Raw genomic sequence first — 22,727 nt, 5'->3', positions numbered from 1 at the left:
CGGCGCAGCCTCAGTCGCTTCCACGGCAGAACCAGTACAGCCCGCCTCCCTACGGTTCGGGGCATGCGTGTGGTGCGATGGCCTGGTGCTCTCCTGATGTTCGTGGTGATGTCCGTGCTCGCCGGCATGCTCGTCGCCGTCGCGGTGACGCCCGCGGTCGCCGTCGCGGGTGAGGGCACCTCGGGTGCGGTCGCGTTCTTCGAGGACCTGCCGAGCTACCTCGACGTGCAGACGCCGCAGCAGGTGTCGTCGGTGTACGCGACGAAGGGCGGCAAGCAGGTCAAGATCGCGTCGTTCTACGCCGAGAACCGGACGAACGTCACGGCCGACCAGATGGCGGACACGCTCAAGCAGGCCGCCATCGACACCGAGGACCCCCGCTACTACGACGAGGGCGGCATCGACGTCCTCGGCACGCTGCGCGGAGTCGCCGCGACCGTCGTCGGCGGCGACGTCCAGGGCGGATCGAGCATCACGCAGCAGTACGTCAAGAACGTCCTCGTGCAGCAGTGCGAGGAGCTCACCGGCAAGGACCAGGCCGCCACGGCGAAGAAGGTGGAGGCCTGCTACGAGGACGCGGCCGGCGTCACCCCGCAGCGGAAGCTGCAGGAGATGCGGTACGCGATCGCCGTGAACAAGAAGTACTCGAAGGACGACGTCCTGACCGGGTACCTGAACATCGTCGGGCTCGGCGGTCGGGTGTACGGCGCCGAGGCCGGTGCCGAGTACTACTTCGGCGTGCACGCGAAGGACCTGTCGCTCGTGCAGTCGGCCACGCTCGTGGCGATCCTCAACAACCCCTCGAACCTGCGCATCGACGTGCCGAGCGACAAGGACAACGGGAAGGCGAACGGCTACGCGCTCACGAAGGAGCGACGTGACTACGTGCTCCGCCGCATGCAGGCGCACGGGTCGATCACCAAGGCCGAGATGACGAAGGCCATCGCGACCCCGGTCACGCCGAAGATCACCGAGACCGCGAACGGCTGCTCGACCGCGGCGACGAACTACGACGCCGGCTACTTCTGCGACTACGTCCGCGACCAGGTGCTGCAGGACCCGGCGTTCGGCAAGACCGCCGCGGCGCGCATCGCGACGCTCGACACCAAGGGCCTGCAGATCCAAACCTCGCTCGACCTCGACCTGCAGGGCCAGGCGCAGACCGCACTGTCGACCTACGTGCCGGCCACGATGGCGGGCGTCGACGTCGGCGGCTCCAACGTCACCGTCGAGCCCGGCACCGGGCGCATCATGTCGATGGTGCAGAACACGTCGTACACGCAGGGCGACAACGCCGCAGCCGGGTCGACCGCGGTGGACTACAGCGCGGACTCCGGCTACGGCAACTCCGGAGGGTTCCAGACCGGCTCCACCTACAAGGTGTTCACGCTGGCCGAATGGCTCGCGACCGGCCACACGCTCTCCGAATCGGTGTCGACCACCGAGCACACGTTCCAGAACTCGGAGTTCACGAACTCCTGCCAGAACGTCAGCGGCGGGACGTGGCCGGTCGCGAACGCCGAGTCCGTGCCGGCGTCGATGACCGTTCAGGCCGCCACCGTCGAGTCGATCAACACGGCCTTCGGCGCGATGGGCAAGCAGCTCGACCTCTGCAAGATCGCGCAGCTCGCGCAGTCGATGGGGATCCACCGCGCCGACGGCGGTGCCCTCGGGCAGACCCCCTCGTCGATCCTCGGGGTCAACGAGCTGTCGCCGATCGACCTGGCCGAGGCGTACGCGGGCTTCGCGAACGGCGGCGTCGTCTGCACGCCGACCGCGATCGACTCGGTCACCGAGTCGGACGGCACGAAGATCACCCCGACGCCGTCGTCCTGCACGCAGGGTGTCTCGGCGGACGTCGCCGGCACCGTCGACTACGCGTTGCAGGGCGTGCTGTCGGGTTCCGGCACGGCGGCCAGCGCGAACCCCGGCGACAGCGTGCCGAAGTTCGCGAAGACCGGCACCACCGACGGCGACGTGCAGAACTGGCTCGTCGCGTCGTCGACGAAGTACACGAACGCCACCTGGATCGGCAACGTGCAGGGGAACGTGAGCCTGGCGAACTGGCCGTTCCTGCAGGGGACCACCGGGTACAGCGCGAAGTTCGGGGTCGGGAAGTCGATGATGGCGTACCTCGACCAGACGGTCGGCGGGGACGCCCTGCCCACGCCGAGCCAGGCGATGATCGGGCAGGCGAGCCACTCGTCGCAGTCGTCGCAGTCGCAGTCCTCGGCGTCGTCGGGATCCGGTGCGTCGCAGGCCGACCAGTCGACGCCGGCCCAGACGGCTGCTCCCTCCGCACCGGCGGCACCGGCGGCTCCCGCCGCCACGGCCGCTCCGGCAGCGGGCGACCAGAACGGGAAGTGACTGCTCGGTCCACGCCGTCCGGAGGCCCGTCACCGGTCCGCCGGACCGGTGACGGGCCTCCGGGCAGCCGTCCACGGCCGCGCCTGCGCGGACGACCGCAGCCAATAGACTGTCGGACGTCCACGAACCGATCGACGGAGCACCATGCCTGACATCACGAGCGAGCAGGTCGCGCACCTGGCGAACCTCGCACGTATCGCACTCACGCCCGACGAGATCGAGAAGCTGACCGGGGAGCTGTCGCACATCGTCGAGAGCGTCGCCAAGGTCGCCGAGGTCGCGACCGACGACGTCCCGCTGACGAGCCACCCCGTGCCGCTCGGCAACGTCACCCGACCCGACGTCGTCGGCCAGACGCTGACGCAGGAGCAGGCGCTCTCCGGAGCGCCGGACTCCGACGGCGAACGGTTCCGAGTGACCGCCATCCTGGGAGAAGAACAGTGACCGACATCACGCGGATGAGCGCCGCGGCGCTCGCCGACGCCCTCGTGGCGCGCGACGTCTCGAGCGTCGAGGCCACGCAGGCCCACCTCGACCGCATCGCCGCCGTCGACGGCGACGTGCACGCCTTCCTGCACGTCAACCAGAACGCCATCGCCGTCGCGAAGTCGATCGACTCGCGTCGCTCGGCAGGCGACGACCTCGGGCCCCTCGCCGGTGTCCCGATCGCGATCAAGGACGTCCTGTGCACGCAGGACATGCCGACCACCTCGGGCTCGAAGATCCTCGAAGGGTGGATGCCGCCGTACGACGCCACCCCGGTCGCGAAGCTCCGCGCCGCTGGTCTCGTGCCGCTCGGCAAGACCAACATGGACGAGTTCGCGATGGGCTCGACCACCGAGTTCTCGGCGTACGGACCGACCCACAACCCGTGGGACCTCGACCGCATCCCCGGCGGGTCCGGCGGTGGCTCGGCCGCTGCCGTCGCCGCGCACGAGGCCCCCATCGCCCTCGGCTCCGACACCGGTGGCTCGATCCGTCAGCCCGGCGCCGTCACCGGCACCGTCGGTGTGAAGCCGACCTACGGTGGGGTCAGCCGCTACGGCGCGATCGCCCTGGCGTCCAGCCTCGACCAGATCGGACCGGTCGCCCGCACCGTCCTCGACGCCGCGCTCCTGCACGACGTCATCGGCGGGCACGACCCGCGCGACTCCACCTCGATCCCCGACGTCTGGCCCTCGATGGCCGCCGCCGCCCGCGAAGGACTGCAGGCGGACACGCTGCGCGGCCTGCGCGTCGGCGTGGTCAAGGAACTCGCCGGGGGCGACGGCTTCCAGGCCGGGGTCACCCAGCGCTTCCAGGAGACCGTCGCCCTGCTCGAGTCGGCCGGTGCGGTCGTCGTCGAGATCGACGCCCCGTCCTTCGCCTACGCGATCAGCGCCTACTACCTGATCCTGCCGGCCGAGGCCTCGTCGAACCTGGCGAAGTTCGACTCGGTGCGCTTCGGCCTGCGCGTCACGCCGGAGAACGGTGCGACGGTCGAGGACGTCATGGCCGCCACGCGCGAAGCCGGGTTCGGTCCCGAGGTGAAGCGTCGCATCATCCTCGGCACCTACGCCCTGAGCGCCGGCTACTACGACGCCTACTACGGCTCGGCGCAGAAGGTCCGCACGCTCGTGCAGCGCGACTTCCAGGCCGCGTTCGACCAGGTCGACCTGCTCATCAGCCCCTCGGCCCCGACGACCGCGTTCCCGATCGGTGAGCGCATCGACGACCCGCTCGCGATGTACCTCAACGACCTCACCACGATCCCGGCGAACCTGGCGGGCGTGCCCGGCATGAGCATCCCGAACGGCCTCGCACCCGAGGACGGGCTGCCCGTCGGCGTCCAGCTGATGGCCCCGCAGCGCGAGGACGCCCGCCTGTACCGCTACGGTGCGGCGCTCGAGCGTCTGCTCGAACAGCAGTGGGGAGCCCCGCTCATCGACCGGATCCCGGACCTCGACCAGAGCCAGCAGTCGGCTGCGCAGGAAGGTGTGATCTGATGGCGCAGAAGGACGCGCTGATGGACTTCGACGAAGCACTGGAGCGCTACGAGCCGGTGCTCGGCTTCGAGGTGCACGTCGAACTCGCGACGAAGACCAAGATGTTCTCGGACGCGCCGAACTTCTTCGGTGGCGAGCCGAACACGAACGTGACGCCGGTCGACCTCGGGCTGCCCGGGTCGCTGCCCGTCGTCAACGCGCAGGCCGTCCGGTACTCGATCCAGCTCGGGCTCGCGCTCGGCTGCTCCATCGCCGAGTCGTCGCGGTTCGCCCGGAAGAACTACTTCTACCCGGACAACCCCAAGAACTACCAGGTCTCGCAGTTCGACGAGCCCATCGCGTTCGAGGGCGAGGTCGAGGTCGAACTGGCCGACGGCACGATCTTCAACGTCCCGATCGAGCGCGCCCACATGGAAGAGGACGCCGGCAAGCTGACGCACGTCGGTGGTGCCACCGGCCGCATCCAGGGCGCCGAGTACTCGCTCGTCGACTACAACCGCGCCGGTGTGCCGCTCGTCGAGATCGTCACGAAGCCGATCTTCGGTGCCGAGCACCGTGCCCCCGAGCTCGGTGCCGCGTACGTGCAGGTCATCCGCGACCTCGTGCGCGCACTCGGTGTCTCCGAGGCCCGCATGGAGCGCGGCAACCTGCGCTGCGACGCCAACATCTCCCTCCGCCCCCGCGGCCAGGAGAAGCTCGGCACCCGCACCGAGACGAAGAACGTCAACTCGTTCCGTGCCGTCGAGCGTGCGATCCGCTACGAGATCCAGCGCCAGGCCGCGATCCTGGCCGACGGCGGCTCGATCACGCAGGAGACCCGCCACTGGCACGAGGACACCGGCCGCACTTCGGCCGGCCGTCCGAAGTCGGACGCCGACGACTACCGCTACTTCCCCGAGCCCGACCTGCTGCCGGTCGTGCCGGACCCCGCGGTCGTCGAGGAGCTCCGTGCGTCCCTGCCCGAGGCCCCGGTGGCTCGCCGCCGTCGCCTCAAGGGCGAGTGGGGCTTCGCCGACCTGGAGTTCCAGGACGTCGTGAACGGCGGGCTGCTCGACCAGGTCGAGGGCACCGTCGCCGCCGGAGCCGCGCCGCAGGCAGCCCGCAAGTGGTGGACCGGCGAGATCAGCCGTGTCGCGAACGCGCAGGACGCCGAGCCCGGGGACCTCGTGTCGTCGCAGCACGTCGCCGAGGTCATCGCCCTCGTCGAGTCCGGGGACCTGACCGACCGCCTGGCCCGCCAGGTGCTCGAGGGCGTCATCGCCGGCGAGGGCTCGCCGGCCCAGGTCGTCGAGGCCCGTGGGCTCAAGGTCGTGTCCGACGACTCGGCGCTCACCGCCGCGGTCGACGAGGCACTCGCGGCGCAGCCGGACGTGCTCGCGAAGATCAAGGACGGCAAGGTCCAGGCCGCCGGCGCCATCATCGGTGCCGTCATGAAGGCCATGAAGGGCCAGGCGGACGCCGCCCGCGTTCGCGAGCTCGTGCTGGAGCGCGCGCAGCAGGCGTAGACGAGTTCCGACGACGGACGGATGGCGCGGTGCCAGCTGGCACCGCGCCTCCCGTCCGTCCGTGGTCGCGTTCGAGATCGTCGAATCTGGGGACGCGTCAGCGACCCGGTGACAGGATGAGTCGTGTCCGCAACGATCCGCGCCATCGGAACCGCCGTCCCGGAGACGACGCTCGAGCAGGCTGCCGTGCGAGACCTCTTCGCTGCGCAGCCCGAGCTCGGTCGTCTCGGCCGGCGGCTCGTCCCCGCAGCCTTCGACGCCTCGGCGGTCGAGCACCGGCACACGGTGCTGGCCGAACTCGACCGGAGCCGTCCAGCGGGCGCGTTCCGTGACACGGACGGCGCGCTGCACTCACCCTCGACGGGTACCCGCAACGACCGCTACCGCGAGCTCGCACCGACGCTGTTCGTCGACGCCGCGCGTGACGCGCTCGTCCGCGCAGACGTGGACGCGGCCTCGGTCACGCACGTCGTCACGGTGTCGTGCACCGGGTTCACACAGCCCGGGCCGGACCTGGACATCGTGACCACGCTCGGGTTGCCACGCTCCGTGTTCCGGCACCACATCGGGTTCATGGGGTGCTGCGCTGCCTTCCCGGCGCTCCGGATCGCGGCCGCGTTCGCCGAGGCCGACCCGGACGCCGTCGTGTTGGTCGTCTGCGCCGAGCTCTGCACCCTGCACGTCCGCGCGAGCGACGACCCTGACCAGATCGTCGCGAACAGCGTCTTCGGGGACGGCGCCGCCGCCGTCGTGGTCACCGCCGACGGCCCCGGTCTGCGCCTCGACGCATTCGCCACCGCCGTCGTGCCCGAGAGCGCCGGCGAGATGGCGTGGAACATCGGCGACGAGGGCTTCGAGATGGTCCTGAGCACCGCGGTCCCCAAGCTCGTCGGCAGCAGCGTCGCCGATGCCGTCGCGTCGCTGCTCGACGGACCCGCCGCCGACGTGCCGGTGTGGGCCGTGCACCCCGGTGGGCGTGCGATCCTCGACCGCACGCAGCAGGCGCTCGGCCTGCCGGACGCGGCGATCGCGGCGAGCCGGACGGTACTGCGCGACCACGGGAACATGTCGAGCGTGACCGTGCTGTTCGTGCTCCGCGAGGCCCTCGACGCCGTGATCCCGGACGGTGCTGCCGTCGTGGCGCTCGCCTTCGGCCCCGGTCTCACGGTCGAGAGTGCGCGACTGACCGTGGTGCGCACGTGAGCCGTCCCGACGGCGGCTCCACGGGCCTCCCGGTCCTCGACCTGCGCACGCGCGCAGTCGACCTGACCGAACTCATGGACGACCCGGACTGCGACCCGCACGCGCTCGCGCGGACCTTCCGGCGCTTCGCGCTCGTCAACGCCCTGGTGAGCGGCTGGCGTTCGGCGTGGCGGACCCACGTCGTGCCGGCCCTGCCGGTGAACGGCCGTGCCCGGGTCCTCGACCTCGGGTGCGGCGGCGGCGACCTGGCCCGGGCCGTCGTGCGGTGGGCGGCGAGCGACGGGTTCGACGTCGAGGTCGTCGGGGTCGACCCGGACCCGCGGGCGATCGACGCGGCGAACCGACGGGCGCCGCGGGGTGTCACCTTCCGGCAGCAGTCGAGCGGTGACCTGGTGACGGCGGGCGAGCGCTTCGACGTCGTGGTGTCGAACCACGTCCTGCACCACCTGGGCGACGACGAGCGGAACGGGTTCCTGGCGGACTCGGAGGCGCTCGCGTCGGGCCGCAGCGTGCACTCGGACATCCGTCGGTCACGCGAGGCCTACCGGGCCTACGCGCTGGCGTCGCCGCTGGTGTCCGCGGGGACCTTCGTCCGGGTCGACGGCCTGCGGTCGATCCGCCGGGCCTTCACCCTGGCGGAGCTGCGGGACACGCTGCCGATCGGGTGGCGAGCGGAACGGGCATCGCCGCACCGGGTGCTGGCCGTCCGCGACGCCTGACGGTCAGGGCACTCCGCGAGCCGGGCGGTCGCGTCCGCTAGCGTCGTCGGCATGGCTGCGTCCCCACTGCACCGCGTCGCAGTCCTGGTGCTCGACGGTGCGAAACCGCTCGACGTCGGGATCCCAGCGCAGGTGTTCTCGAACCGGCCGAGCATGCCCTACGAGGTGCGGGTGTGCGGCCCCCGGGTCGGTCGGATCACCGGCGGCGACGGCTTGGCCTACGCGGTCGACCACGGGCTGGAGGCACTGGACTGGGCGGAGACCGTCTTCGTGCCCGGCTACCGCCGCCCGTCGGACTCGGCGCCGCCCGCCGACGTCGTCGCGGCACTCGCGCGGGCGCACGACCGCGGCGTCCGCATCGCGGCGATCTCCACCGGCGCGTTCGCGCTCGCGGCAGCCGGGCTGCTCGACGGCCGCCGCGCGACGACGCACTGGCACTACACGCGGGTGCTCCGCGAGCGGTACCCCGAGGTGGACGTCGACGAGGACGTGCTGTTCGTCGACGCCGGCTCGGTGCTGACCAGCGCCGGTGCCGCGAGCGGGATCGACCTCTGCCTGCACATCGTCCGACAGGACCACGGCGTGGCGCTGTCGAACCACGTCGCCCGACGGCTCGTCAGCGCCCCGTACCGCAGCGGCGGCCAGGCGCAGTACGTGCCGCGGAGCGTGCCGGAACCGCTCGGCGACGTGTTCTCCGACACCCGGGAGTGGGCGCTCCGGCACCTCGCCGAGCCGCTCACACTCGAAGCGCTCGCGCGGAACGCCACGGTGTCGACCCGGACGTTCTCACGCCGGTTCGTGGAGGACACCGGGTACACGCCGATGCAGTGGGTGCTGCGGGCGCGCGTCGACCTCGCCCGGGAGCTCCTGGAGCAGTCGGACCTCGGCGTCGACCAGGTGGCCGAGCGAGCGGGCCTCGGTTCCGACGCGAACCTGCGGACGCACTTCCGGCGGATCCTCGGGACCTCGCCCACCGAGTACCGACGGACGTTCCAGGACTGACCGCGCCGTCGCGGCGGTGGTGGCGACATCCTTTCGGACGCTGGCTTCCCTGCCACTGGAGCCGTGCCTCCCGGCCCGTGAGCATGGACCACGGAACGAAAGGAACCCCACATGACCCGCATCGCCATCAACGGCTTCGGCCGTATCGGCCGCAACACGCTCCGCGCCCTGCTCGCACGGGGCGGTGACGACCTCGAGGTCGTCGCCGTGAACGACCTGACCGCACCCGACACGCTCGCGCACCTGTTCCGCTACGACTCGGCGCTCGGGCCGTTCGACGGCACCGTCGAGGTCGACGGCGACACGCTCGTCATCGACGGGCGCCGCGTCCGCGTGCTCGCGTCGACGTCGCCGGCGGACCTGCCCTGGGCTGAACTCGGCGTCGAGGTCGTCCTCGAGTCCACCGGACGCTTCACCGCGCGCGACGCGGCAGCCGGCCACCTGACCGCAGGCGCCCGACGGGTCCTGATCAGTGCGCCGGCCACCGGAGCGGACGCCACCATCGCGTACGGCGTGAACTCGGACACGTTCGACCCGAACGTGCACACGGTGATCTCGAACGCGTCCTGCACGACCAACGCGCTCGCACCCCTGGCGTCGGTGCTCGACGACCTGGCGGGGATCGAACACGGGTTCATGACCACCGTGCACGCGTACACGCAGGAGCAGAACCTGCAGGACGGGCCGCACCGCGACCTGCGTCGGGCCCGCGCTGCCGGCGTGAACATCGTGCCGACGACGACCGGGGCGGCCAAGGCCATCGGGCTGGTGCTGCCCCGCCTGGAGGGCAAGCTGTCCGGCGACGCCATCCGCGTGCCGGTGCCCGTCGGGTCGATCGTCGAGCTGAACACCGTCGTCTCGCGGGACGTGACCGTGGACGAGGTGAACGAGGCCTACCGCGCCGCGGCTGCCGGCCGGCTCGCCGGGGTCCTGGCGTTCACGGTGGACCCGCTCGTGTCGACGGACATCACCGGGCGGCCGGAGTCGAGCATCTTCGACTCGCTGCTCACCCGCGTGGACGAGGGCCGGCACGTGAAGGTCGTCGCCTGGTACGACAACGAGTGGGGCTTCTCGAACCGCGTGGTCGACACGCTCGGGATGCTGGCGCGCGCGTAGGCCGCGGGCCGAGGGCCGAGGGCCGCGGCCCGCGAGACTCGGCCCGAGCGACAGTTCTCGCGCTCTGGAGCGCGAACCGTGTCGCTCAGGCCGAGTCTCGGGTGACGTCAGCAGCGCGTCAGCGGATCAGCGCCGTCGTGCTCGCGAAGGCCCGGGAGCGCACGGCCTCGCGGTACCGCTCGAGCGCCGCATCGTCGGCACCGACCGACTCCAGCGCCGCGAGCCCCGCGCCGAGCACCGGGGGATCGGTGACCCAGGTCGGCACCGCTCCGGGGACCCGGGCAGCGAGCCCGTCGACGACACCGTCCACGAGCAACGGGTGCCGAGCAGCGAGCACCCCGCCGCCGAGCACGACGGGCACCGGCTCGGCCGCGGAACCACCGAGCCCCAACCGCTCGAGCGCGACCGCGGCGAGCAGGACGATCTCCTCCGCCTGCCGCCCCACGACGCTCCGGGCCACCACGTCGCCGGCTCCGGCCACGTCGAACAGCACGGGGCAGAGCCGGTTGAACACGCGCTGGTCGAGGCGGCCGAAGTGGATGGCCTCGGTGACCTCGCGGACGCTGCGGAGACCGACCGCCGCCGGCACCGCGTCGACCAGCGCCGTCGCCGGACCGCGACCGTCGTCGGCCCGCGCCGCGTGCCAGAGCGCCCGGTTGCCGAGCCACGCGCCGCCACCCCAGTCGCCGGAGACGTCCCCGATGGCCGGGAACCGTGCGGTCGTGCCGTCGGCCCGCACCGCGAGGGCGTTGATCCCGGTGCCGCACACCACGGCCGCGGCGTCGGGGGACAGGGTGCCGGCCCGCAGCAGCGCGAACAGGTCGTTGTCCAGGACGTGCGGTTCGCCGCCGTCCTCGGCCCAGTGCGCGAGGGCCGCGGTCGCCGCGACGAGCTCGTCGTGCAGGTCGAGCCCGGCCAGGTACACGTGCGTGGTGCGGATGCGGCGGTCGCCCAGCTCGCCCACCACCCGCGCACGGACGTCGTCGAGGATCGGGCCGGCGAGGTCCCAGCCCCGCGTCTGCGGGTTCGACCCCGGACCGCGCGCGTGGCCGACGATGGTCCCGTCGAGCGCGATCGCGACGACGTCGGTCTTGCTCCCGCCCCCGTCGACGGCGAGCACGACGTCGGTCGCGTCCGGTGGGACCGGCGCGGGCGGACGGGAGGCTCGGGCCGGGCCCGCCTCGCCGGTCCGGCTCAGCCCGCCCACGTCACGTGCTCCGATCGCGCCCACGGGATGTGTTCCGTGTTCGCGGCCAGGAGCAGGTCGGTGAGCTGCTCCGCCTTGTCGACCTGCCCCACGAGCGGGTGGGCCCACATCGCACGGAGCACCCGGTCGCGGCCGCCGTGCACCGCGGCGTCGAGGGCGAGCCGCTCGTACCCGGCGACGTGCGACACGAGACCGACCATGTCCGGGTCGAGCGGGGAGACCGGCAACGGTGTGATCGCCTGGCGGGTGACGCGCGACGGCACCTCGATGACGTGGTCGTCGGGCAGGAACGGGAACGTGCCGTCGTTCCGCACGTTGAGGACCTGCACGTCGCCGCGGTCGCCGAGGATCGAGGACAGCACGTCGATCGCCGCCTCGGAGTAGTAGGCGCCGCCGCGCTGCTCGAGTTCGGCGGGCTTCGTCACGACCGATTCGTCGGCGTACTTCGCGAGCAGGGCCCGTTCGGTCTCCATGACGGCCTCGGCACGGGTGGGTTCGTGCAGCTGCTCCTGCAGCACGATGTCGTGCGAGTAGAAGTACCGCAGGTAGTACGAGGGGATCGCGTGCTGCAGACGGAGGAGGTCCGGGTGCATGTGCACGCTCTCCGCCGTCCGGCCGAGGGCACCGTCCGACTCGGCGAGCAGGTCCGCCATCACGTCGCGCTCGACGCCGTCCGCGCCCGTGACGTGCACGCCGCGCTCCCACGTCAGGTGGTTCAGGCCGACGTGGTCGAGCCGGACGTGGTCGGGGGCGACGCCGAACTCCTTCGCGAAGCGGCGCTGGAACCCGATCGCGACGTTGCACAGGCCGACGGCGCGGTGCCCGGCCTCGAGCAGGGCGCGGGTGACGATGCCGACGGGGTTCGTGAAGTCGACGATCCAGGCGTCCGGCTTGGCGTGCTTCCGGACGAGTTCGGCGTACTCCAGGACCACGGGCACGGTGCGGAGCGCCTTCGCGAACCCGCCCGGACCGGTGGTCTCCTGCCCGATGCAGCATGCTTCGTGCGGCCACGTCTCGTCCTGCTGCCGTGCGGCCTGCCCGCCGATGCGGAGCTGGAACATGACGGCGTCGGCGTCGGTGACCCCGGCGACGACGTCGTCGGTGACGTGGATCGTGCCGGGGTGCCCGGCGTGCGCGAACATCCGCTTGGCGACGCCGCCGACGAGTTCGCGGCGCACCGGGTCGGGGTCGACGAGCCAGAGCTCGTCGATGGGGAGCTGGTCGCGGAGCCGGGCGAAGCCGTCCACGAGTTCGGGGGTGTAGGTGGATCCGCCACCGACGACTGTGAGTTTCACTGGAGCTGCTATCCCTTCACGCCGGTGAGCGCGATGCCCTCGACGAATGCCTTCTGTGCGAAGAAGAAGATGATGACGACGGGGACCATGACGACGACGGTCATCGCCATCGTCATCGACCAGTCGGTGCCGTGCTGTCCGCGGAACGTGGCGAGCCCGTACGCCACCGGCCAGGCGGCCTGGTTCTCGGACGCGTACAGGAGCGGGCCGTAGTAGTCGTTCCACGAGTGGAAGAACATGAAGATCGCCGCCGACGCGATGCCCGGGCGGGCCATCGGGACGACCACCCGCCAGAGCACGCCCCACTCGCTGCAGCCGTCCATGCGGGCGGCGTCGCCGTACTCCTTCGGGATGGTCATGAAGAACTGGCGGAGCAGGAAGATGCTGAACGCGTCGCCGAGCAGGTTCGGCAGGATGAGCGGCCACAGGGTGCCGGTCAGGTGCAGGTGCGACCACATCACGTAGACCGGCACCGCGGTGACCTGCGGGGGCAGGAGCATCGCGACGATGATCACCGTGAAGATCAGGTTCGCTCCCCGGAACTCGATCTGGGCGAGCGCGTAGGCCGCAGGCACCGAGCTGATGAGCATGAACGCGGTGGCGAGGACGGCGTACATCGACGAGTTGCCGAACCACTGCGTGAGCGGCAGCTCGGTGAACACCCGCGCGTAGTTCGAGAAGTCGAACGGCCGGGGCACGATCGACGCCGTGAGTGCCTGGTTGCTCGACATCAGCGACGTCAGGACCACGAACACGATCGGGGCGACGGTGAGGACGCCGAGGGCCACCAGGGCGGCGTGCTCGGCGATCCACACGAGCGTGCGACCACGCGGCCTGCCGGTGCGGGGCGCTGGACCCCGTGGCGCCCGGGCGAGCGGGGACTGGGACACAGCGGTCATCAGGACTCCTCCGGCCGGAACACACTGATCCGGCGCATCGTGAAGACGAGCACCACCGCGGTGATCACGAACAGGACCACGGCCATGGCGGACGCGTAGCCGAACTGGAAGTTCGCGAACCCGTGCTGGTAGAGCAGCTCGGTGTACGTGAGCAGCGAGGTACCCGGGTAGCCGAGCTGGGCGGCGGTCCCGCCGCCGATCGTCGCCTTGCCGCTCGCGACGCCCGAGGCGACGGCCGCCTCGGTGAAGTACTGCAGCGCGGCGATCACCCCCGTCACGGCGGCGAACCCGATCACCGGGGCGATCGTCGGCAGGGTGATGTGCCGGATCTGCTGGACGCCGTTCGCACCGTCGAGCGACGCGGCCTCGTACAGGTCGCGCGGCACGTCGAGCAGCGACGCCAGGAAGATGATCATGATGTCGCCCATCACCCAGACGCCCAGGATCACCAGCGAGGGCTTCGACCACGCCGGGTCGTTGAACCACAGCGGGCCGTCGATGCCGAAGACCCGGAGGATCTGGTTCACCGGCCCGGTGCCCGGGTTGAAGAGGAACACGAACGCCACGACGCTCGCGACCGGCGGGACGAGGGCGGGCAGGTAGAACAGCGTCCGCCAGAAGCCGGTGGCCGTCTTGGCCCGGCTGAGCAGCCCGGCGACCAGGAGTCCGCACACGATCCGCACCGGCACCAGGATGACGACGAACCACAGCGTGTTCACGACCGCCGGCCCGATCTGCGGGTCCTGGGTGAACAGGAACTTGTAGTTCAGCAGCCCGACGAACTCGGGCTCCTGCAGCTGGTTGTAGCGCGTGAACGAGTAGAAGATCGACGCGATGAGCGGGTAGACGAAGAAGACCACGAGGCCCGCCAGGGCCGGCGCGAGCATCGTCAGGGCGACGAGGCGGCGCCGGGACTCTGCGGAGCGGGGCCGACGTCGCGGAGCCGTCGGGGGCACCGGACCGGACCCCGTCGGGTCCGTGGGCCGGGCGGCGCGGGCGAGCCGCGCCTCCCGGCCGGTCGTCTTGGTGGTGATGCTCATCACGGACCAGCCAGCTGGTTCGCGTTGTCGATGTCGGAGTCCAGCTTCTTCAGCTTGGCGTCGAGGTCGCCGCCGTTCTGCTGGTAGGCCTGCCAGAACTTCGTGAAGGTGCCGATGTAGGCAGCACCGTCCGCGGTGCCGGGCGAGGTCATCGTGTCCTTGTCGCCCGCGACGTCGACGAAGGTCTTGTAGTTCTCGTCGACCTCGAGGTCGGGGGACTCCAGCGCCGAGGTGAGCGTCGGGATGTTCTTCAGGCCGTTGCCCATCGTGACCTGCGCGTCGGTGTTCGTCGACAGGTACTTCAGCAGCGCCCACGACAGCTCGGGGTTCTTGGACCCCTTCGCGATGCCCGCGACGTTGCCCGCGATGTACGTCGAGCCGTAGTTGCCGAGGCCGTCCATCACCGGGGTCGGGGAGGTGCCGTAGTCCAGGTCCGGCTTTTGGTCCTTGAGGAACGCCGTCCGGTACTCGCCGTCGATCTGCATCGCGACCTGACCGGTCTGGAACGCGTTGTCGGCCGCGAACTCCTGCCCGAGGCCGGACGTGAAGGCCTTGAGCTTGTCGTAGCCGATCTCGTCGACGAAGCCCTTCTGCCAGGTGATGAGCTTCTTCCACGCGTCGGACGTGCCGATCACGCTGTTGCCGTCCTTGTCGAGCCAAGAACCGTCGACCATCGGCGCCCAGTGCTCGGGGGAGTTCTCGTAGAAGTCGATGAGCGGGTTGAAGCCGAGCTGCTTGATGGAGCCGTCGGCGTTGTACGTCGTCAGCTTCAGCGCGTCGGTCTTCAGCTCGTCCAGGGTCTTCGGCGGGGTCGTGATGCCCGCCTTCTCGAGCAGCGGCTTGTTGTACATGAGCGCGCTGACGTCGGCGAGGGCCGGCAGGGTGCAGCGCGTGCCCTTGTACTGCGTGTACGACTGCACGGCCTTCGGGATGTCGGACAGGTCGACCTTGTCGCGCTCGATGTACGGCGACAGGTCGCGGAAGGCACCCGAGGAGCAGAAGCTGCCGACGATGGCGGTCGAGTACGACAGGCCCACGTCGATGTTCTGGCCGGACGAGATCGCCTTCTGCAGCTTCTCGTCGTCCTGACCGGCGTGGATGTCGACGGTGACGTCGGGATTGGCCTTCTCGAAGCCCTCGACGGCGGTCTTCACGACGCCGGCTTCACGGCCGGTGAAGAAGTGCCACAGGGACACGGTGCCCTTGAGCTCCTTCGGGGCGCTCTTCTCGATCGAGTCGGCGCTGCTGCCGGAGCTGCAGCCGGCGACGACGAGGGCTCCGACGGCGGCGACGGCCGTGGCGGTGGCGATGCGGCGGAACACCCGGCGGCGCGGGGCGTTCGGTTCGGGGAGGGACAAGGCGGTACTCGCTCTCTGGTCTCGCTCCGGCGCGCCGAGGATTCCGGGCGTTGCCCGTTTCCGGGCGCGACGAAGAGCCCTGTGACAGGGCTGGGTGATGGTGCCTCGAGTGGTGCGGGTGGAACGTTCAGGGGCGCTCGACGGGGTCCGGCGTCGGGGCATCGTCGCTGATGCGCTCGAGCCGGTCCGCGAGCGCGGTGCGGACGACGTCGATGAGGACGTGCCGCGCACCGTGCAGGACGGGGGTGTCGGGGACGCCGGGCGCGACCACGGCGGTGGACCAGCGTGAGCGGGTCCGGAGCCAGGCGGTCACGGCGGCGGCCAGGGCGGGGCCACCGGCGATCCCGGTCGGGCCGTGCAGGACGACCGTCTCGGGATCGGCCACCGCGAGGGCGGGGAGCACGTTGTGCCCGACGCGCTCGCCGAGGGCGACGGTGAAGGGGTGCTGCTCGGGCAGGCCGGGCAGTTGCGGGAGCACCTGGCGCCAGTCGGCTGCGGTGCCGTCCGGGGCCGTGATCCCGTGCTCGGCGGCCAGGGCGATGATCGCGGGCTCGGAGATGAGGTCCGCGACGATCGTGGCCGTCGGGTCGATGGAGCGTGCGTCGGCGGGCACGCTGAGGTAGCCGATCTCACCCGCGGCACCGGAGGCGCCCGTGTGCAGGTGACCGTGCAGGTCGAGGGCCATGCCGAGGCCCTCGGCCATCCAGAAGAGCGCGAACGATCCGGGTGCTCGACCGGCCCCCATGTTGCGTTCGGCGATGGCGGCGAGGTTGGCGTCGTTCTCGACGACGACGTGGACGCCGAGCTCGGCGGAGAGGGTCGTGCTGACCTGCTCGCGGGGCCAGCCGGGTAGCCCGTCGGTGAAGATGAGGGTGTCGGTGGCGTGGTCGACACTCGCCTGCACGCCCACCGCGACGGCGGTGACGAGCTCGGGGTCCACACCGGCCGCGGCGGCTGCGCGGGAGATCGCTGCGGCCACGATGTCCGACCCGGGTGAGCGCACCTCGGCCTCGGACATCCGGTGCGTGGCGACCGGGAACGTGCGACCGGCGGCGTCCACCACGGTCGACCGGACGTCGACGAGCTGGACGTCCACCGCGACACCGAGGTCGCGGTCGGTGATCGCTTCGTACACGACGGCGCTCGGCCCGCGGCGCCCGGCCTGTGTGTCCGTGCCCGCTTGGCGGATGAGTGCAGCCGACTCGAGCCGGCGGATGATCTCGGCCGCGGTGGGCTTGCTGAGACCGGTGCGCTGCGCGATCTCGTTGCGGGTGAGCGGGCCGTCGTCGAGCAGGAGCTCGAGCGCCGCGCGGTCGTTCAGGACGCGCAGCAGACCGGGCTGGCCGGGGGTGCGTCCTCGTGTGGTCATGTCGAGGACTGTAACGGACAACCTTCTTTACTGAAAGGTTTGTTTACCGATTCGAAACACGCGTTCTGCTGCGCGAAACGCGCCGGCCCGACGGAGGCCCGGCGCCTACGGTCGCAGCAGCACCTTGATCGCACGACGCTCGTCCATCGCCCGGTACGCTTCGGCGGCGTCGTCGAGCGGCAGCTCCAGGTCGAACACGCGCCCCGGGTCGATCGCTCCGGACAGCACGTCGGGCAGCAGCTCCGGGATGTACTTCCGTGCCGGCGCCATGCCGCCCGCGACCGCGATGTTCGTGTCGAAGAGGTAGCGCGTACCGATCGTCGGCACGCCGTGCGGGACTCCGACGAAGCCGAGGTTGCCGCCTGCGCGGACCGAGTGCAGCGCCTGGTCCATGCTCTCCTCGGTGCCCACGGCCTCCACCGCGCAGTCGGCCAGGTCGCCGCCGAGCAGCTCGCGGATCGCCGCGACACCGTCCGCACCGCGCTCGGACACGATGTCCGTCGCGCCGAACTCGCGCGCCAGCGCCTGGCGATCGGCGTGCCGGCTCATGGCGATGATGCGCTCGGCGCCGAGTCGCTTCGACGCGAGCACGGCGGACAGGCCGACCGCGCCGTCGCCGACCACCACGACCGTCTTGCCCGGACCGACCGCCGCCGACACCGCGGCGTGGTGTCCGGTGGAGAACACGTCGGAGAGAGTCAGCAGCGACGGCACGAGTGCCGGGTCGACGGGGCCGGGCACCGCGACCAGGGTCGTCGACGCGTCCGGGATGCGGACGTACTCGGCCTGCGCGCCGCCGACCGGGTCGCCGTACGCGTCCTTCCCGCCGAAGCCGGACAGGTGGTCGCAGCCGCTGGTCATCCCGTGGCGGCAGGCCTGGCAGGTGCCGTCGTTCATGGTGAAGGGGGAGATGACGAAGTCGCCCTCGTGCAGGTCGGTGACCGCGTCGCCGACCGCGACGACCTCGCCGACGAGTTCGTGCCCGATCGGCCGGGGCTCCTTCGTCTTCGTGACGCCGCGGTAGGGCCACAGGTCCGAGCCGCACACGCACGCGGCGACGACCTTGACGACGACGTCCTTCGGAGTGAGGACCGAGGGGCGGTCGCGCTCCTCGACGCGGATGTCGTTCGGGGCGTGGATGATCGCTGCGCGCACGGGAGGCCTTCCGTCGAGATGGTGGGTGTCGGCGCGGTCGACGTCGTCCGGGCCGATGTCGACAGTACCCTCGTGCGGGTGGACGACGACCGGTACGGCGGGGACGTGCTCTCGGGAGACTGGCGCTCCCGCGGGGTGAAGAAGGTGCGGCAGGTGCCGCTCGAACGCGACATGGTGCTCGAGGACCCGGACTCCGGGTGGGCCGGTGCCGTCGTCGGGCTCGAGGCGGGCAACATCGCGCTCGAGGACTGGAAGGGCCGCACCCGTTCCTTCCCCTTCACCGGGCAGTTCCTGCTCGAGGGCGAGCTCGTGACGCTGGGGCGGCCGCAGGCGCCGGTCGGCCGGTCTGCCGCAGCCGCTGCCGGCTCGCCGGGTTCGCTGGGTTCCGTTCACTCGGACTGGAGGCCCGGGGCCGCGCCCGCCGTGCGGCAGACGTCCGACGGTGGTCGCCTCCGCACCGCATCCGGATCGTTCGCGGTGGAGTCGCAGCGTGCCCGGGTGGCCCTGCCCTCCCGGATCATGGTCGAGGGCAAGCACGATGCCGAGCTCGTCGAGAAGGTCTGGGGAGCCGACCTCCGTGTCGAGGGCGTCGTCGTCGAGGAGCTCTCCGGCGTCGACAACCTCGCTTCGGTGCTCGATGAGTTCCAGCCCTCGCGAGACCGTCGTGTCGGCGTGCTCGTCGACCACCTGGTGCCCGGGTCGAAGGAGTCCCGTTTCGCCGAGGCTGTGATGCGTGGCAAGTGGGGCGCGCACGTGCTCGTCGTCGGGCACCCGTTCGTCGACGTCTGGCAGTCCGTGAAGCCCGCCCGCGTCGGACTGCAGGCGTGGCCGACGATCCCGCGGTCGATCGAGTGGAAGAAGGGGATCTGCCAGGCGCTCGGATGGCCGAACGCCGAGCAGGCCGACATCGCGCGGGCATGGCAACGGATCCTCGGGCAGGTGCGCACCTTCGCCGACCTCGAGCCGCAGCTGCTCGGCCGTGTCGAGGAGCTCATCGACTTCGTGACGGAACCCAAGGCCTGAGAACCCGGCCGTTCTGGGGCGGCGAGCGGAATGAGCGGGTGATCCGCGCCTCCGCTCCGTATCGTTGGGGCATGGACGGCATCGACGGACGCGTGCGCAGTGCTGTCGACGTCTGGCTGCGCTGGCTGCCGCGCTGGCAGATCGGGACCGCGCGCCCGCGCACCCGCATCTGCCGGAAGTGCACCGGGTCCCCGATCGCGAGTGCCGCCGGCTTCGGGCAGGACGTCCCGCACGCCGTCCAGCACGCGCTGATCGGCCGGATCTCGACCATCGTCGAGGACGCCGTCGACGACTACACCGCCAAGAACCTGCCGCTGCTGCAGCGCGAGCTCGAGCGGGCCGCGGCGCGCAAGCGGCACGCCGGGTACCAGCCGGCGGAGGGGTTGTCGCCCGAGTTCCAGGGCCTCGACGTCGATCCCGAGCCCTCGCCCGGTTCACCGTTCCTCTTCACGCTCGGGGAGCTGGCGGGGACGGGCGCGGGGGAGCAGACCCCGAGGGAGCCGCTGTCCGACGAGGCCAAGGCGGCGCTCCGGCACGAGATCGAGCTGTCCGACGAGTGTGCTCGTTCGACCGGTACGGCGGTGTGCCTGGCGCTCATCGACCACCGGCCGCGCATCGCCGAGGCGGTGGAGCGCCTGGTCGAACCGCAGATCGAGGCACTCGTGTCCGACATGTTCCGCGGGTTCGACGGTCCGGATGAGGGGCCGCGCAGCGGGCTGTTCTGACGAGCTTCGCTCGGTGCGAGGTTGATCACTCCGTGCGCGCTTGTTGCGCTGCACCGAGTGGCCAACCTCGCACCGAGAAGGTCCCGGTCAGCGGGGGAGCAGCGTGCGGCCGGGCACGACCGTGCCCCGGAGTGAGCGGTGCTCGACGGCCCGCGTCGGGTCGTCGATCCGGCCGATGACGAGGTCTATCGCCTCGCGGCCGATCCGCTCGATCGGCTGCTCGAGTGTCGTGAACCCGATCCAGTCGCTCGCGAGGGGGTACACACCGTCGAACCCGGTGACCGACAGATCGTGCGGGACCCGGACACCACGGCGGGAGAGTGCCTCGCACACGTCGAGCATGAGCCGGTCCGTCGGGCACATCACCGCGGTCACATCCGATTCGTGCATCGCGTCGACCAGGTCGGCAGCGAGGTCGTCCGGTGGCCGCACGAAGCTGGCATCGATGTCGATGACCCGGACGCCACGCGCTCGGAGCCGTTCGACCATCGCCGTCGAGCGGGCGTGCTGTGTGATCGCGTTGTCGAGCGGGACGGTGAGCACCACGACTGCGCGGTGACCGGCATCGGCGACGGCGTCGGCGATCGTCGCGCCACCGTCCACCTCGTCGCAGTACACGCTGGACAATGCCGGGTGGAGTTCGGGTCGACCTGCGACCACGGTGGCGATGCGCGGGGCGAACTCGGCGATGTCGGCGGACGGCATCAGGCCGCTGCAGACCACGAGGCCGTCCACCCGCATCGACACGAGTGCGGCGAGCGCGGACTTCTCGTCCTCGACACGGCCGACACCCGTGGTGGTGACGACGCGGTAGCCGAGCTCCGATGCGCGGCGCTCCATCACGGCGTGCAGTGCGGTGTAGACCATCGACGACGCGTCGCGGACGAGCATGCCGATGGTGTGCGTCCGACCGCTGACGAGCCCGCGAGCCATGGCGTTGGCGACGTACCCGAGTTCGGCTGCTGCGCGTTCGACGCGCTCACGGGTCTCGTCCGAGAACCGCCCCGTGCCCGAGAGGACCCGGCTCACCGCCGACTTCGAGACGCCCGCACGTGCGGCGACGTCGAGGATGGTCGGCTGGGACCCGCGGCCACCGCTCACGCGTCGGACGCTGCGGTGTCTCGTCCGGACCGCGACGCGGTGAAGCGCAGCACCCCGCGGGCGATCGCGCGCCATCCGAGCAGGAACACCCCGAGCACGATCGTGGCGACGATGACGAAGGAGATCGGCAGCGGGTTGCCGTCGACGTCGCCCTGGCCGGTGGCGACCCGGATCGCCATGCCGACGAACACCGTGAGGATCCAGACGACGACGCCGGTCGGCCAGAAGCGCAGCGGCCGGGCCCAGGCTCCGCTCGTCACGTACCCGATCGCCCAGCCCGCCAGGAACGGGTACGCGGTGATCCAGAGTGCCAGCGCCGTGTTGGCTTCACCGTGCGACGAACGCCCGATAAGTGCGAAGACGACGATGAGCACGACGTCGATGACCGCTGCGAGCCAACCCCAGGTGCGTGTGTTCACCCGGACAGTCTCGCAGCCCGGACGGCTCCGGCCTCTCCACAGGCGGGCGTCGCCCTCGTCTTGTCCACAGGACGGCCGCCGCCCCAACCGCTCTCGTCCCCCGACGATCACCATCGTCGGGGTGGACCGTCAGATCGCCCTCGCCCCGCTCCCCGCCGTCACCGTCCTCCGGACCTCGGCGCACCATCCAGCCGAGTCCGAGGTGATCAGGAGGCGGGCGGACGCGCAGGAGCTCGCCCGCATCGGGCGAGGGATGTTCGTCGACGCTGCCGCTTGGGCAGCCCTCCGGCCGGCGGAACAGCACCTGGTCCGTATCGGTGCGTCCGCCGATCGCATCGGACCCGATCAGGTCGTCTCACACGTCTCGGCGGCAGTCGTGCTCGGCGTGCCGACGGTGTCGCCGCCGCCCGATCGAGTGCACGTGACCTCGGTCGGGAGTGATCGGCGGACCACGAATGCTTCCTTCGTCGTCCACGCCGACCTCGACCCGGTACCGGACCCGAACAGGATCAGCACGCCGGAAGGCCTGCAGCTGAGCGGACCTGTTCGGATAGCTGCAGACGTGGCCCTCACGGTGCCGTTCATCGACGCCGTCGTGGCGCTCGACGACCTGCTCCGTCGGGGTGTTCCCCGAGCAGCCGTGCGCGACACGATCGCGCGGCGTGGCCCCAAGAGTCGCCGTCGGGCGCTCCGTGCGGTGGACTTCGCCGACTCCGCGTCGGACTCGCCGGGTGAGTCGATCGCGCGAACCCGGTTCGATCAGTTCGGAACGGAGGAGCCCGTGCTGCAGCACCGTTTCAGGTCGTCCGGGCAACCGGACATCGTGGTGGACTTCTGGTTCCCCTCGGCCGGCGTCGTGGTCGAGTTCGACGGCGAGGCGAAGTACCGCGACCCGACGATGCGGAACGGGCGTTCGGCGGAGGACGTGGTCGTCGCTGAGAAGTACCGGGAGGACCGGCTGCGGTCCATGCCCGGCGTTCGGCACGTCGTGCGGTTGCGATGGGCTGATCTCTGGGACGAGGCGACGTTGCGCGCGAAGCTGCGGCGGGCAGGTGTCCGGATGCGACGCTGAGCGCCGAGCGCCCCGTGCGAGGTTCGCCACTCGGTGCGAGGTTGTTGCGGCGCACGGGGTGATCAACCTCGCACCAGAGCGAAGCGCGACCACGCACCCCGGAGTTCACCCGGCGGCGACGCCCGCGGCACCCGGCGTTCACCCGGTAGCGCCACACTCGACCTCGG

General features: G+C 71.1%; 20 protein-coding genes. 11 read left to right on the top strand and 9 right to left on the bottom strand.

What is annotated here, in order from left to right:
* Nucleotides 1–63: 63 nt before the first annotated feature.
* The 8 genes from OGL88_RS02255 to gap all read left to right on the top strand — a co-directional run bounded on the left by OGL88_RS02255 (nucleotide 64) and on the right by gap (nucleotide 9,897).
* On the top strand, nucleotides 64–2,367 hold the full coding sequence (locus OGL88_RS02255; RefSeq protein WP_263089398.1) for a transglycosylase domain-containing protein: 2,304 nt from the start codon (nucleotides 64–66) through the stop codon (nucleotides 2,365–2,367).
* Nucleotides 2,368–2,511: 144 nt separating this feature from the next.
* Nucleotides 2,512–2,811, top strand: a complete 300-nt coding sequence (gene gatC / locus OGL88_RS02250; RefSeq protein WP_111085021.1) for an Asp-tRNA(Asn)/Glu-tRNA(Gln) amidotransferase subunit GatC — start codon at nucleotides 2,512–2,514, stop codon at nucleotides 2,809–2,811.
* Nucleotides 2,808–4,352, top strand: coding sequence for an Asp-tRNA(Asn)/Glu-tRNA(Gln) amidotransferase subunit GatA (gatA, locus tag OGL88_RS02245; RefSeq protein WP_263089397.1), 1,545 nt, complete (start codon nucleotides 2,808–2,810; stop codon nucleotides 4,350–4,352). Before gatC ends, gatA begins: the two co-directional genes overlap by 4 nt.
* Nucleotides 4,352–5,857 carry an Asp-tRNA(Asn)/Glu-tRNA(Gln) amidotransferase subunit GatB gene (gatB, locus tag OGL88_RS02240; protein ID WP_263089396.1) on the top strand — a complete coding sequence of 502 codons (1,506 nt, stop codon included), beginning with the start codon at nucleotides 4,352–4,354 and terminating at the stop codon, nucleotides 5,855–5,857. The genes gatA and gatB overlap by 1 nt, the downstream gene beginning before the upstream one ends.
* Before the next feature lie 123 nt (nucleotides 5,858–5,980).
* Nucleotides 5,981–7,060, top strand: a complete 1,080-nt coding sequence (locus OGL88_RS02235; protein WP_263089395.1) for a type III polyketide synthase — start codon at nucleotides 5,981–5,983, stop codon at nucleotides 7,058–7,060.
* Nucleotides 7,057–7,779 carry a methyltransferase domain-containing protein gene (locus OGL88_RS02230; RefSeq protein ID WP_205464155.1) on the top strand — a complete coding sequence of 241 codons (723 nt, stop codon included), beginning with the start codon at nucleotides 7,057–7,059 and terminating at the stop codon, nucleotides 7,777–7,779. The genes OGL88_RS02235 and OGL88_RS02230 overlap by 4 nt, the downstream gene beginning before the upstream one ends.
* Before the next feature lie 51 nt (nucleotides 7,780–7,830).
* Nucleotides 7,831–8,781, top strand: a complete 951-nt coding sequence (locus OGL88_RS02225) for a GlxA family transcriptional regulator (protein ID WP_263089394.1) — start codon at nucleotides 7,831–7,833, stop codon at nucleotides 8,779–8,781.
* Nucleotides 8,782–8,892: 111 nt separating this feature from the next.
* On the top strand, nucleotides 8,893–9,897 hold the full coding sequence (gene gap, locus OGL88_RS02220) for a type I glyceraldehyde-3-phosphate dehydrogenase (protein ID WP_205464157.1): 1,005 nt from the start codon (nucleotides 8,893–8,895) through the stop codon (nucleotides 9,895–9,897).
* Nucleotides 9,898–10,015: 118 nt separating this feature from the next.
* On the opposite strand, the gene OGL88_RS02215 is transcribed toward gap, so the two are convergent.
* From OGL88_RS02215 to OGL88_RS02185, 7 genes are all read right to left on the bottom strand, one after another.
* Nucleotides 10,016–11,104: an N-acetylglucosamine kinase gene (locus OGL88_RS02215; protein WP_263089393.1), complete on the bottom strand. Its 1,089-nt coding sequence runs from the start codon at nucleotides 11,102–11,104 to the stop codon at nucleotides 10,016–10,018.
* Nucleotides 11,092–12,399 carry a 6-phospho-beta-glucosidase gene (locus OGL88_RS02210; protein WP_263089392.1) on the bottom strand — a complete coding sequence of 436 codons (1,308 nt, stop codon included), beginning with the start codon at nucleotides 12,397–12,399 and terminating at the stop codon, nucleotides 11,092–11,094. Before OGL88_RS02210 ends, OGL88_RS02215 begins: the two co-directional genes overlap by 13 nt.
* Nucleotides 12,400–12,407: 8 nt before the next feature.
* A complete protein-coding gene (locus OGL88_RS02205; protein ID WP_263089391.1) occupies nucleotides 12,408–13,298 on the bottom strand; it encodes a carbohydrate ABC transporter permease in 891 nt (296 codons plus the stop codon).
* A complete protein-coding gene (locus OGL88_RS02200) occupies nucleotides 13,298–14,338 on the bottom strand; it encodes a carbohydrate ABC transporter permease (RefSeq protein WP_263089390.1) in 1,041 nt (346 codons plus the stop codon). The genes OGL88_RS02205 and OGL88_RS02200 overlap by 1 nt, the downstream gene beginning before the upstream one ends.
* Nucleotides 14,338–15,696 carry an extracellular solute-binding protein gene (locus OGL88_RS02195; protein ID WP_263089389.1) on the bottom strand — a complete coding sequence of 453 codons (1,359 nt, stop codon included), beginning with the start codon at nucleotides 15,694–15,696 and terminating at the stop codon, nucleotides 14,338–14,340. The genes OGL88_RS02200 and OGL88_RS02195 overlap by 1 nt, the downstream gene beginning before the upstream one ends.
* Before the next feature lie 127 nt (nucleotides 15,697–15,823).
* Nucleotides 15,824–17,065: an ROK family transcriptional regulator gene (locus OGL88_RS02190; protein ID WP_263089388.1), complete on the bottom strand. Its 1,242-nt coding sequence runs from the start codon at nucleotides 17,063–17,065 to the stop codon at nucleotides 15,824–15,826.
* A gap of 105 nt (nucleotides 17,066–17,170) precedes the next feature.
* On the bottom strand, nucleotides 17,171–18,220 hold the full coding sequence (locus tag OGL88_RS02185; RefSeq protein WP_263089387.1) for a zinc-binding dehydrogenase: 1,050 nt from the start codon (nucleotides 18,218–18,220) through the stop codon (nucleotides 17,171–17,173).
* A 78-nt stretch (nucleotides 18,221–18,298) separates the two neighbouring features.
* Between OGL88_RS02185 and OGL88_RS02180 the strand changes: the two genes are divergently transcribed.
* Both OGL88_RS02180 and OGL88_RS02175 read left to right on the top strand, forming a co-directional pair.
* The gene (locus OGL88_RS02180; RefSeq protein WP_263089386.1) at nucleotides 18,299–19,243 is read left to right on the top strand and encodes a DUF3097 domain-containing protein; all 945 of its coding nucleotides are present in this window, start codon (nucleotides 18,299–18,301) and stop codon (nucleotides 19,241–19,243) included.
* Nucleotides 19,244–19,314: 71 nt separating this feature from the next.
* A complete protein-coding gene (locus tag OGL88_RS02175) occupies nucleotides 19,315–19,968 on the top strand; it encodes a spermidine/putrescine ABC transporter substrate-binding protein (RefSeq protein WP_123294054.1) in 654 nt (217 codons plus the stop codon).
* A gap of 87 nt (nucleotides 19,969–20,055) precedes the next feature.
* Here OGL88_RS02175 and OGL88_RS02170 read toward each other — a convergent pair whose 3' ends face one another.
* Complete coding sequence (locus OGL88_RS02170; protein WP_263089385.1) at nucleotides 20,056–21,069, bottom strand: LacI family DNA-binding transcriptional regulator; 1,014 nt, start codon at nucleotides 21,067–21,069, stop codon at nucleotides 20,056–20,058.
* Nucleotides 21,066–21,488 carry a DUF3054 domain-containing protein gene (locus tag OGL88_RS02165; protein ID WP_263089384.1) on the bottom strand — a complete coding sequence of 141 codons (423 nt, stop codon included), beginning with the start codon at nucleotides 21,486–21,488 and terminating at the stop codon, nucleotides 21,066–21,068. Before OGL88_RS02165 ends, OGL88_RS02170 begins: the two co-directional genes overlap by 4 nt.
* Nucleotides 21,489–21,609: 121 nt before the next feature.
* Here OGL88_RS02165 and OGL88_RS02160 point away from each other — a divergent pair, with 121 nt between their 5' ends.
* Entirely contained in the window at nucleotides 21,610–22,560 is a 951-nt protein-coding gene (locus tag OGL88_RS02160; protein WP_263089383.1) for a hypothetical protein, read from the top strand.
* The last annotated feature ends 167 nt before the right edge of the window (nucleotides 22,561–22,727 follow it).

Source organism: Curtobacterium sp. RIT-PI-V (assembly GCF_025642935.1).
In the GTDB taxonomy this organism is placed as follows: domain Bacteria; phylum Actinomycetota; class Actinomycetes; order Actinomycetales; family Microbacteriaceae; genus Curtobacterium.
Note: the sequence above shows the minus strand (reverse complement) of the source record. Positions and strands in the feature narration are given on the sequence as shown.